The 11,409-nt window shown below is 65.1% G+C and carries 13 protein-coding genes; 3 read left to right on the top strand and 10 right to left on the bottom strand.

The features are described 5' to 3' along the window. The 7 genes from ACYJ11_RS02725 to ACYJ11_RS02695 all read right to left on the bottom strand — a co-directional run bounded on the left by ACYJ11_RS02725 (nt 1) and on the right by ACYJ11_RS02695 (nt 5,669). On the bottom strand, nt 1-396 hold the full coding sequence (locus ACYJ11_RS02725) for a DUF7285 family protein (protein ID WP_461646626.1): 396 nt from the start codon (nt 394-396) through the stop codon (nt 1-3). Further along, a complete protein-coding gene (locus tag ACYJ11_RS02720; protein ID WP_170097209.1) occupies nt 377-838 on the bottom strand; it encodes a DUF7283 family protein in 462 nt (153 codons plus the stop codon). Before ACYJ11_RS02720 ends, ACYJ11_RS02725 begins: the two co-directional genes overlap by 20 nt. Before the next feature lie 34 nt (nt 839-872). Beyond that, on the bottom strand, nt 873-2,618 hold the full coding sequence (locus ACYJ11_RS02715; protein WP_461646625.1) for a type II secretion system F family protein: 1,746 nt from the start codon (nt 2,616-2,618) through the stop codon (nt 873-875). Continuing rightward, nucleotides 2,615-4,477: an ATPase, T2SS/T4P/T4SS family gene (locus ACYJ11_RS02710; protein WP_461646624.1), complete on the bottom strand. Its 1,863-nt coding sequence runs from the start codon at nt 4,475-4,477 to the stop codon at nt 2,615-2,617. The genes ACYJ11_RS02715 and ACYJ11_RS02710 overlap by 4 nt, the downstream gene beginning before the upstream one ends. Further along, nucleotides 4,470-4,943 carry a DUF7311 family protein gene (locus tag ACYJ11_RS02705; RefSeq protein ID WP_461646623.1) on the bottom strand — a complete coding sequence of 158 codons (474 nt, stop codon included), beginning with the start codon at nt 4,941-4,943 and terminating at the stop codon, nt 4,470-4,472. The genes ACYJ11_RS02710 and ACYJ11_RS02705 overlap by 8 nt, the downstream gene beginning before the upstream one ends. Then, entirely contained in the window at nt 4,940-5,455 is a 516-nt protein-coding gene (locus tag ACYJ11_RS02700) for a DUF7310 family coiled-coil domain-containing protein (RefSeq protein ID WP_461646622.1), read from the bottom strand. Before ACYJ11_RS02700 ends, ACYJ11_RS02705 begins: the two co-directional genes overlap by 4 nt. Nucleotides 5,456-5,546: 91 nt before the next feature. Next, nucleotides 5,547-5,669: a hypothetical protein gene (locus tag ACYJ11_RS02695; protein ID WP_461646621.1), complete on the bottom strand. Its 123-nt coding sequence runs from the start codon at nt 5,667-5,669 to the stop codon at nt 5,547-5,549. A gap of 187 nt (nt 5,670-5,856) precedes the next feature. Between ACYJ11_RS02695 and ACYJ11_RS02690 the strand changes: the two genes are divergently transcribed. The 3 genes from ACYJ11_RS02690 to rad50 all read left to right on the top strand — a co-directional run bounded on the left by ACYJ11_RS02690 (nt 5,857) and on the right by rad50 (nt 10,237). Beyond that, entirely contained in the window at nt 5,857-6,225 is a 369-nt protein-coding gene (locus tag ACYJ11_RS02690; protein ID WP_461646620.1) for a hypothetical protein, read from the top strand. Between the two features lie 84 nt (nt 6,226-6,309). Next, nucleotides 6,310-7,548 carry a DNA double-strand break repair protein Mre11 gene (gene mre11, locus ACYJ11_RS02685; protein ID WP_461646619.1) on the top strand — a complete coding sequence of 413 codons (1,239 nt, stop codon included), beginning with the start codon at nt 6,310-6,312 and terminating at the stop codon, nt 7,546-7,548. 13 nt (nt 7,549-7,561) lie between these two features. After that, complete coding sequence (gene rad50 / locus ACYJ11_RS02680) at nt 7,562-10,237, top strand: DNA double-strand break repair ATPase Rad50 (RefSeq protein WP_461646618.1); 2,676 nt, start codon at nt 7,562-7,564, stop codon at nt 10,235-10,237. Nucleotides 10,238-10,262: 25 nt separating this feature from the next. Here rad50 and ACYJ11_RS02675 read toward each other — a convergent pair whose 3' ends face one another. From ACYJ11_RS02675 to ACYJ11_RS02665, 3 genes are read right to left on the bottom strand one after another with little or no spacing between them, the layout of a single operon-like run. Further along, entirely contained in the window at nt 10,263-10,685 is a 423-nt protein-coding gene (locus ACYJ11_RS02675; RefSeq protein WP_461646617.1) for a DUF7346 family protein, read from the bottom strand. A 45-nt stretch (nt 10,686-10,730) separates the two neighbouring features. After that, entirely contained in the window at nt 10,731-11,114 is a 384-nt protein-coding gene (locus ACYJ11_RS02670) for a DUF7322 domain-containing protein (RefSeq protein ID WP_461646616.1), read from the bottom strand. Between the two features lie 40 nt (nt 11,115-11,154). After that, the gene (locus tag ACYJ11_RS02665) at nt 11,155-11,346 is read right to left on the bottom strand and encodes a DUF7331 family protein (protein ID WP_004517169.1); all 192 of its coding nucleotides are present in this window, start codon (nt 11,344-11,346) and stop codon (nt 11,155-11,157) included. Nucleotides 11,347-11,409: the final 63 nt, after the last annotated feature.

The following is an 11,409-nucleotide window of genomic DNA, read 5'->3' as shown; positions in this document are numbered from 1 at the left end:
TCATCGCCACACCCGCACGGTGAGCGTTCCGCGACGGACTGCTCCCGCTCCGACTCGCACGCTCACCGTTCTGGTTTCGGTGTCGGCGCTCTTCGGTGGCTTTTGCCCACTGCTCCATCGCTCGCCGGTCGTCGATGTGATGGTCGCGTTCCCGTGGTAGTTCGCTGGCACCGCATCGAGCGCGCTATTGAGTGCCTCTGGCCGAACGACGCCAACCGACGAGAGCCGCTGTTCCACAGCATCGGCGGTCGGCGTGGCGATATTGCGCTCGTCGTTGAGGGTTCCGAACGCTTCGTCGACCACGCCAGCGTACAGCGCCACGCCGAGCGTGACGGCGAAGACAGCGACGAGCGCGGCAAGCGGTTCCGTCGTCGCCCTATCCGACGATAGTGACATCGGTCCCTCCCCAAGCCACATGCCTGACGGTCACCCGGTCCGGAGCCGGTCGCCACCTGTCGTTTGTAGTCTGGGCCTGACGGGTATCTCGATGGAACGCCGCTGGTGATTCGTACACCGCCTTCGGCCGCGCACCGTCGACCACAGACTGTAGCTGCTCGGTCCGCGCCGGGACAGCCGTTCGAATCAGTCGTGCGGTGGCTGTCCCACCGTCGTTGCGAAGACGGATTTCACGGCCATCGAACGCCCACTCTGTAGCGACGAGTCGTCGATGTGCGACGGACCCGGGCGGGCTGGTTGTGACCTCATCGATAGTCGCGGCCGCTGCCGTCGCGTCCGGCGGTGCGGTCGTCGGGAGGCCGACGACGACGCCGAGGACGGCCACGCTCACTGTTCCCAGGCCGACCCAGAGATACAGCGTATCGACGTGCGTTTCGAACATGGGACATCCTGGCTGCGTTTTCTGATTTAAATTCTCAGACCAGCATCTCGGTGGCGACAACGGCGACGAGGAAGGTCGCTGTGGCCGACAGGAGCGCCAGACCGGTTCGATAACCAACGAGCGCGCGGTCGAGGCCCCGATGCAGACCCGTCGCTAGCGCCGTCAGCAGGACAGCCAGAACGAGAACGTACCAGCCGACGACCGGCCCCAGCAGTGCACTCGGAACGGTAGCGAACTGCTCGCCGCCCCCCATCGATCCGGCCAGCGCGACAGTCGCACCGCCGATAAGCGGACCGAACAGCGCGGCGGTGTTCGACAGCGTTTCGGTTATCTGCGAGAGGTCCCTGCGCGTCTCGCGCTCGATGGTCCAGAGTGCGTCCAGATGCTCGCCCATCGTTGTCACGGACGTTCCCGCCGGTGGCCCGATTGTCGCGGCTGTATCCAGCAGAGTCGCCGCTCGACGGGTACGGCGGCTCGGGACCTCAGCGAGCGCGCCGCCGGGACCCAGAAATGCCCCCTCGACGCTGGTGCCGAGGCGTTCCTGACGCGCGACGGCGGATTCGATCACGGCGCTGGTCGGTTCGGGAGTCTCGTCGACAGCCTCGACAAGCGCGGCTTCGACCGACTGGCCGCGGCCCAGTCGACGACCAACAGCCGATAGCACGTCCGGGAGGCCCGATTCGACATCTGTGACGTAGTCGCGCACCTCGGCGACGGGGCGGTAGTAGCTGACGAGCGCGCTCCCGACGCCGGCCCCAAGCGCGCCGATGGGAGACGCCCACGTAGCGACAAGTGTGCTGGCAAGGAACCATCCACCGATTCCGGCGATGATGCCGCCCGCGATCGACGGGAGCGCCGACGCCGGCACGTCCGGATGGCTCCGCGGAATTGTCGCCGGCGGGAACGCGACCGGCCGCCGTCCCAAGAGCCAGCAACAGGCGACCAGCAGCGCGGCGGGCAAGACGACGCCGTAGATCCCGACCAGCACAGGGGCGGTCACTGGCACACCCGCGGCAGCGGCGGCCGGCAGCAGCGACGCCATCGCCAGTGGCAGGAGAACACCGAACGCGTACAGCCCGGTCGCCGGTCCTTGGAGTGAGGCCGCGAAGGCCGCCATCTCATCGCGCGTCCCGTCGAGGATGCATCGCCGCGCGCGTTCGAGAACTTCGGGCCGCTCTTCGGCTGGAGCCGCCGTCGCGTTCTCGACCAGCCCGACTGCGCGTTCGAGCGCGGGGAAGCGGTCGCTCCAGGCTGTCGCGAACGTTTCCAGACCGCTCCGTGGCGTCCCTGCGGCTCGCTGCCGATGGTGTTCCAGCCGGGTAGCGAGCGGGCCGTCTCCGGTCTGCCCGGCGAACGCCGCCGCCCGCTCAGCGCTGGGCCATAGCGTCGCGCCAAGCACCAGCGTCGTGACGAGCGAGGGCGCGGCCCCCAGCGTCCGAATCCGCTTCGCCTCCGCCGTGAAGGGGATACCGTACCGCCCCAGCGCCGCGACACCCAGAGACAGGCCGAGGAATCCGAGGCTGACAGTCGTCGCCAGCAGTCCGGTCACCATCACACCGACGAGTAGTGCGAGCAGGGAGCCACACACCGCAACGGCGTAGCTCGCCGTCAGCAGTGTCTCGGGCGGAGCCGAAACCGAAAGCAGCCGACACGCTCGCCGGTAGTCGTCCGGTACCTTGACAGTGCCCGGGCAGGCCCCAATGAGCGCGGTTGTGAGCGGTGCGGCTGATTCCGTGTTCGCGTCGTCACGAGAATCGTCTGAATTGCCGGCGTGGCTCACGGCTGGACCTCGCCTGTGGGCAGCTCGTTCTCAGGCGTCTCGACAGCCACCGACTCCTCGAACCGTTCGGTTCGCGCCTCGATAGCGTCGAGTACCTCTGCATAGGACTCCCCGGGCGCGGCGAGTGACTCCACCAGACGGCTGTTGCCCCGCGTCAGGCGACCGGTAGCCGTCGCTGTCGATCCGTCGCGCTCGTAGAGCATCTCGAAAGAGACATCGTCGCCATGAGAGACGGTTTCGGCGACAGATGCGATGCCGCGGCCGTGCGCCGACGCGGGCGGTGCCAGCGTTATCACAAGATCCGTCGCCGCGAACGACTGGACCGGGACGCCGAGGTCCGACACCAGCCGTTCCCGAACGGCTTCGGGGCCGTTACCGTGAATCGTTCCGAGGACGGCCCCATCGCCGCCACCGACACGCATCGCCTCGTAGAGAACGCTGGCCTCCTCGCCACGGACTTCTCCAACGGCGAGCGCGCCCTCGCCGAGGCGGAGTGCTGTTCGCAGGGCCTCTGTGGCGTCGACCGACGGTCCTTCTTCGCGAGCAGTCCGAAGCGCCTGCACGTCCCGTCCATCGGACCGCAACGACGACGCTGGAAGTTCGGGCGTGTCTTCGATCAGGATGGTCCGGACCTCGTGAGGGAGTTCCCAGAGCAACGCCCCGAGTGTTGTCGTCTTGCCCGCGCCGCGGGGGCCGGCGACGAGGCAGGCCCCGCCGCGCTCCGCGACGATGGAGAGCAATCCGGCGACGGCGGTCGGCATCGTCCCGTTGTTGACGAAGTCGGCCAGCCGCCATACGTCGCTGTCGTGGGCGCGAAAGGCGAAGGCGAGGCCGTCACTGACCGGTTCGCTTACACCGGCGACGCGGATCTGCCGGTCAGCGACTGTTGCTGTCGCATCGAGCGTCGGGTTCGCTTGCGAGAACGCTCGACCGCTCGACCGTCTGAACGTCGACGCCAGCGTGTTCGCGCCCGCCGGCGTCAGGCGGACGTTCGTTCGCATGGTCTCGCCGTCACACTGCACTCGGAGCCGGGTGTCACTCACGGGGGCTGTCGCGAACACGTCGGACACCCGCTGATCGGCGAAGATGTCTTCCAGAATCCCGAGCCCGCCCGTGTGTTTTTCCAGCACTGCACCGACCGCAGTTGCTGTCGTACTGTCGCCGGCCACCGCGGTAGCTGCGTCGTACGGGTGACAGCCATCATCGACGGCAGCGGTCGCGACTCGCTCGTACGCTCCGACGAGCGTCTCCATCGTGTCCGCGTCGAACCGCTGTTCGCGGGGCTCGATGTGATACATCGGTAGTTGGTCGCCGTGCGTGTCGTATCGCCGAACGACAGCCTCTGTCGGGAGCGTCTGCTGGTCCCGGAGCGCCGAATCCGCTGGTGGTGCTGCCCCGACACGGGCGTCGCTAATCGTTGGTCCAGTGTATGCAGTAAGCGCCTGTTCGCTGGTATCGAAGCCTTCTGTGGCGACAGCCAATCCGGTTTCCGAAGCCAAGTCAGCGACCGGCCCCGCTCGACCGACTGCCTCCGCGGCGGCACCAACGGGGTCCCGGCGGGCACAGGCTGCGAGGCGGTCGTCCAGCGAGGCGACTCTGGTTGCGAACCGGCCAGCAGCAGTGAGTACTGCCGCCGGCCGCTCGGCGTACACTCGCTCCTGTCCTGCCTGTTTCGTGACGACAGTCTCGATACCGGTCGACGTGAGCGACTCGACGACTGTCGCCCGACAGTCAGCCGACGCGGCGAGGTCGCCGCCGCCCGGACACTGGTCCGCTGTTACCAATAGCCGCCCACCCTCGATGGCTGTTTCACAGCAACAGCCGGACGCGGTCGATGATCCGAAAAGCCACTCACGCATGGCCGTGCCTCGCCGCGGCTTCGGACTTAAACCGATGGACCCGCAGTATCCGCTGGCCATCTGACCGCGTCAGCACGAACACGAGCCGATGTGTGCCGGGTTCGTCGAGTCGGTCGGTCGCCGCTGTCGTTCGGATCGAAATACCGACCAACCGCTCGGTCTGTTTCCGGGACTCGACTGTCCAGGTCGCGATACCGACACCGGCCCGCTCCGCGAACTGTAGCTGACTGACGCCGGCGTTCGTGTAGGTCCGCACGGGGAGTTGTATCTCCACCACGCGTCGCGCATCGCCGTTCGTCGTCGCGTCGTCAGTCTCGACTAACGTCGTCAATTCAGCCTCCAGTTCGTCCAGTTGACGCTCCATCGTATCGCTGGCTGTGTCAGCTCTGGCCGTCGACAGTGCTGGCGCTGATACACCGACAAGTGCGGTCATGACTGCGACAGCGAGGACCAGTCGGTATATCACAGCAGCGCGCGGATGCGCCCGACGATGCCCGCGTCAGGAGTCCCGTCGTTGTCGGGGTCACCGCCGTCGGTGATGGCGGAGAAATCGGTCGGCTCTTCGGTTGTGGCGTTCGTTTCTGTGCGATCACCGCTATCCGACAGACCTGGATGGCCCTGTGCTGTCTCCGCCCGTAACTGATCTGTCCCCGCCGCTGGTGGGTCAGATGTCGACGGCGACGACAGTGCTTCGTCGAGTCGGATTTCCAGTCGGTCGGTCGCCGCCAGCGCCGCGTCGGCGCGTTGCTCGACGTCTTCGTTGACCGCGCGGATGTTCCCCACGTAGCCGCGAAGGGCCTGTGTCGCGGCTTCGAGTTCCGCCGTCCGCTCGTCGATGTCGTCGATACGCTCTTCGACGGTGTCCATACGGCTCTCCAACTCGGCGAGTTCCGTTACCTCCGGGAACTCAGTCGTTCCGTCCGTGACCGTGCGTTCGACTGTACGGAGCCGCTCGGCCAGCGTCTCGATATCTGTCATGCTTGGTGCTGGTTCCGTGCTGGTACTTGAACGCTCGGACGGGGTACTGCGGGAAACGTACCGGTCGTTGTCAGAAAGCGCTCGTCCAGCCTCACCCGCCGAGGATGAACAGCGCGAGGATGATGGAGATGAGCAGGGTTACCAGAATCAGCAGCGCGACGACTGTGATTGACGAGAGCGCTTTGTCGTCGGAGCGGAGTTCGCACAGCGGCATGATGCTGAACTGTTAGTAGTTCTTCGTCCGGTAGCACTGGTGCTGGACCGTTAGTTCTATCGAACCAATCACCACACTGATCTGTACGCGCTTTCGGTCGGTTCGGTCGAGTGATTGTCTCCAAGGCGCCAGTATCTGCCCCGGAGCCAGCAAACGTTCATATCGGATGCCGTGGCCACGCCGTTCTATGGCCGATAGCGACCAGGTGAAAGCGGCACTCGCGGCGCTCGCTGACGGGGAGGGCGACAACAGCGACGGCGGGGGCGGGGCTACCCGAGCAGCCGACCGGGAGGGCGGTAGTAGCGCAGGCCGGATGGAGGCCCATGAGACGGGTGGTGACGCCGGCTACCGGACGGTCATCGAACGAGCAATCCGGGCAACCGACGATTTAGACGAAGCGGTCGCCTTCGTCGAGACGTTCGGCGTCGGACGACTCGAAGCAGCCGTCGCACAGGCCGAACACGAGGTGAGTGGGCTGGCAGACGAGGGCCGGGCGGCTTTGCGAGCGTTCCGGCGATACCGGGACGCCGCGGCGGGACCCAGCGATGGATCGTAGCCACCGGGCTGACCACAGTGCCGCCGACCACTTTCACTCCGCTCACGATACCCCTTTAGGTGGCGCTGGCTTACGGGTGGGCAAATGACACGGGTGATACACACCGGCGATACCCACGTCGGGTATCAGCAGTACAACGTCCCCGACCGGCGGGACGACTTCCTCGATGCGTTCCGGCAGGTGGTTCGAGACGCCATCGCGGACGACGCCGATGCCGTTGTCCACGCCGGTGACCTGTTCCACGACCGCCGTCCGGCCCTCGCAGATATCATGGGCACGCTGAACGTTCTCGAAGAACTCTCCAAAGCCGATATCCCATTTGTTGCCGTTGTGGGTAACCACGAGGCAAAGCGCGACGCCCAGTGGCTCGATCTGTACGAATCGCTGGGCTTGGCGACGCGGCTCGACGACGAGCCGACCGTCATCGGCGACACCGCCTTCTACGGCCTCGATTTCGTGCCGCGCTCGCAGCGCGACGACCTCGACTACGACTTCGCTGCCCACGATGCGGACAGCGCCGCGCTGGTCACCCACGGCCTGTTCCAGCCCTTCGACTACGGCGACTGGGACGCCGAAGAAATCCTGACCGAATCGTCGGTCGAGTTCGACGCGATGTTGCTCGGCGACAACCACGACCCCGGCAAACAGCAGGTCGAAGACACCTGGGTCACCTACTGTGGGTCGACCGAGCGCGCGAGTGCGAGCGAGCGCGAGGATCGCGGCTACAACATCGTCACCTTCGACGACGAGGTCCGGATCACCCGCCGCGGTCTCGACACCCGCGAGTTCGTCTTCGTCGACGTAGACCTCGGGCCCGAGGAGGGCGTCGAACGGGTCCGGAGCCGCGTCGGCCAGCACGATCTGGAAGACGCCGTGGTCATCGTCTCCATCAGCGGTGACGGCGACCCAGTTACCCCAGCCAGCGTCGAATCGTTCGCACTCGACGGGGGGGCGCTCGTGGCTCGCGTCACTGACCACCGGGAAATCACGGCCGAGGAGCGAGAAACCGATATCAGCTTCGCCGACCCGGACGACGCTGTCACCGAGCGCGTCCGCGACCTCGGATTGAGCGAGGCCGCTCACGACATTGACGAGACGATCCGCGCCTCGAAGGTCGCCGACGCGAACGTCAAAGATGAGGTCGAACGGCACGTCCGTGAACTGCTCTCCGAGGAGTCGGATGCCCTCGCAGCCGACACGGAAACGGCTGCGAGTGATGAAGCGCCCGACACCGCGAGCGTAAACGAGGATGATACCGACGACAAGGCACCGGTCAACGGGGCCGATGACGACGGTCAGGCGAGCGTCGAGGAGTTCCTGTAATGGAGGGTCGACAATGAAATTCAAACGCGTCAAGCTATCCAACTTCAAGTGCTACGACGATGCCGACCTGCGACTGGACAACGGCGTGACTGTCATCCACGGACTCAACGGGAGCGGGAAGTCCTCCCTGCTTGAGGCCTGTTTCTTTGCGTTATACGGCTCGAAGGCGCTGGATGAGAACCTCGGCGATGTGGTTACCATCGGAGCCGACGACTGTACCGTCGAACTGTGGTTCTCCCACGCCGGTGGCGACTACCACCTCACGCGCCGGGTCCGCGCGACTGGAGCACAACCGACGACGGCGAAGTGTGTGCTGGAGACTCCCGACGGAAACTACGAGGGGGCGCGCGACGTGCGCCGGCGGATTACGGAGCTCTTGCGGATGGACAGCGAGGCGTTCGTCAACTGCGCCTACGTCCGCCAGGGCGAGGTGAACAAGCTGATCAACGCCTCCCCCAGCGACCGGCAGGACATGCTCGACGACCTCCTGCAACTGGGGAAACTGGAGGAGTACCGTGAGCGGGCCAGCGACGCCCGCGTCGGGGTCGGTCGCGTGCGTGACGACAAGCAGGGAGCACTCTCACAACTCGACGAACAGATACAGGAAAAAGAGGCGAAGGACCTCCACGAACGCCTGAACGGCCTCGAAACAAAGGAGTCAGAACTGCAGGACGAGATCGAACACATCGAGGATCAGAAGGCTACCGCCGAGGAGACGCTCACGCAGGCCGAGTCGGTCCTCGAAGAGTACGAGGAGAAACGCGACGAACTGTCGACCCTCAAAACCGACATCGAGGAACTGGAGACGACCATCACCGAGACCGAGACGGAACGAACCGACCTCAAAGAGCAAATCAGCGACTTGCAGGACCAGCGAGAGTCGCTGCGGAAGGACCTCTCGGAAACCGTCGCTGAAACCGACCTAGACCGTTCGGAGCCGGACCCGGAAACCGTCGATGCGCGACTCGACGAACTGCAGTCCCGCGACGACGAACTGCAGAGCCGCATTGAGGACCAGCGGGTCGACGCGAAGGAACACAGCAGCACCGCCGATGCGCTAGCCGAGAGCGCCGCGGACCTCGAATCCCGAGCAGAGGACAAGCGCGAGGAAGCCGACGAACTGGAAGCCGACATCGAAGCTGCACGGGAGACCATCGCCAAGCGACGGGAGCAGATCAGCGATATCGACGACCAGATCGCCGATCTCGAAGCCAGGTTCGAGGACGCGCCGACCGACCGCGGCGGGGTACAGTCACACAGAGAATCCGTCGCCAGTGACCTCGAAGACGCCCGACAACGGGTGACCGAACTGGAGACGAAACTGGAGAGCGAGCGCGATGCGCTGGCCGAGGCGGAGGCGCTGCTGGAGGCCGGAAAGTGCCCCGAGTGCGGACAGGACGTGGCCGAGTCGCCACACGTCGACTCCATCGAGGACGACCGCGAGCGGATTTCGGAGCTGGAGGCGACGCTCGCGGACGCCCGTGAGGACGTGTCGAACCTGCAGGCAGAACACGAATCGGCGACGGTCTTGGTCGAGACCGCGGACGAACTGGCGACGCTGGAGAACAACCGCTCGACCATCGTGCAACTGGTCGAGGAGAAAGAAGACGGGCTAGACGCGGACCAGGAGCGCATCGAGACGCTCCGCGAGGAAGCAGCGAAACACGAGTCCGAGGCCGAGACGAAGCGCGAGAAAGCTGCCGAAGCCCGCGAGCAGGCCGAGGACTGTCGGTCGGTCGTTGCCGAGTGCAATCAGGAGCGCCAGCAGGTCAAACAATCGATAGAGAAGCTAGAGCGAGTCGAAGACCTGCTTGCGAACATTGACGACTGCACTGATGACATCGAACGTCTGCGCGAGAAGCGCACGCAACAGGCCGAACTGAACGACCAGCGCCGCGAACAGCTCGCGGAGAAGCGCGAACGCAAGCAGGACCTAGCCGAGTCGTTCGACGAGGAGCGCATCGAAGAGGCCCGCAATGAGAAGCAGCGCGCGGAAAAGTACATTGAGCAGGCCAAGGCGGCGCTGGCCGAGAAACGCGAAAAACGCGACGAACTGCAAAACGCCATCGGCGGCGTCACGAACGAAATCGAGGAACTGGAGTCACTACGGGACCGGCGCGAGGACCTCGAAGCGACTCTGGAGAAACTCGAAACGCTGTACGAGGAAACCGAGGAGCTACAGGAGATGTACGGGACGCTTCGGGCGGAACTGCGCCAGCGCAACGTCGAGACGCTCGAACGGATGCTCAATCAGACGTTCGACCTGGTGTATCAGAACGACTCGTACTCCCACATCGAACTTGACGGGCAGTACCAGCTGACGGTGTACCAGAAGGACGGCGAGCCGCTGGAGCCCGAACAGCTCTCCGGCGGCGAGCGGGCACTGTTCAACCTCAGCCTTCGGTGTGCAATCTATCGGTTGCTCGCCGAAGGTATCGAGGGGGCCGCGCCGATGCCGCCGCTTATCCTCGACGAACCGACGGTGTTCCTCGATTCGGGCCACGTCACGCAGTTGCTCGACCTCGTGGAGTACATGCGCGACGAGGTCGGTGTCGAGCAGATTCTCGTGGTCAGCCACGACGATGAACTCGTCGGTGCGGCAGACGACCTCGTCCGCGTCGAGAAAGACGCAACGACCAACCGCTCACGGGTCGAGCGGGTCGAAGCAACAGTTGCGGAACTGGCCTGACCGCAGGTCCGACGCTGAGCTGGCCTCAGCCGCGGAGATGTGCCAGCCCATCGCTGGCCGTTTCGGTCGTGTCGTAGCCACGCTGGCCGTGGACCGTCGCCTCCGTGAGCAGGCCGGCGGCGCGGAACTCGGCCAGCAGGCCGTGCAGGTCGCTCTCACAGAGGTCGTAGGCTGAGAGCAACTCCGCCACGGAGAGCGGCCCGCGCTCGTCGAGTTCCACGAGCAGGCCGAGCGCGCGCTCATCGTGGGCCGCTGTAATGACCTGGCGAGCGGTGTCGGGAACGCCTTCGGCGGCCGTGGCCAGCGGCGATTCGCCATCAACGGGTTCGAGATCAGCGTTTGGGAGGTGTTGCTGTTCGCCGGTTTCAGGGTCCCTCACCAGACTCGAATCGGTGGACTCCTTCAGTAGTAAGTACCGCGTGCCGTCGTCGTCCCGCACAGTACGCATATGGCCGTTCGTAGCCGACCGGGCCGGTTAGCCGTTGTGGTCGCCTCACTCCGTGCCGTCGGGCTGGGTATCCGTTGTCTCGGTTGGTTCGTCCTCGTCGTCCGATTTGCGCTCCCGCTCGAACTGGACGTACCGGAACGTTCCGTAGCCGAAGGCGATGACGCCGACGAGGAAGATCCGAATCCCGAGGTCGACCTGTCCCTCGAAGTAAGCAAGCATCGGGCCGAGCGAGAGCGCCAGCAGCGCGACGTTGAAGACGATGACGAGCTTGACGAACAGTCCCGTGGCGTCGCCGTCGTAAGCGCCGTCCGACGGCGATGGCACGTCCGGCCCGAGACTCTCCGGGTCGAACTCTTCGGGCTCATACTCGCTCTTTTCCGAGAGGACACCGCCGCTCTCGTTCGGGTCGTCCTCGCCGGGGATATCCATCACACTAGCTACGACGGGTGGACGCTAAAAGTACTTCCTGTCAGGCGATCTCCTGTAAGGTAAGCGCCGTGTCAGTCTGCAGCCACGCGAGAGGGTTCTCGGCGTCGTAAAACACTGTCCCCTCCTCGGTCTCGTAGGTCTCGGTCGTCTGGATGGCGTCCGGGAGCGCCGGCTCCGACCGCAGTTCTTCGGACCTATCCGCCTCGCCGTGGGGGGATGCGTGGTGCGACATTGGCCGTCAAACTTGGGTATGTTACTCGATGGCATATACTTTCTGCCTGTGGCAATACCCCGT

The organism is Haloarcula sp. H-GB5, from assembly GCF_054850705.1.
The sequence above is the reverse complement of the archived record's forward strand: the minus strand, read 5'-3'. Positions and strand labels throughout refer to the sequence as shown.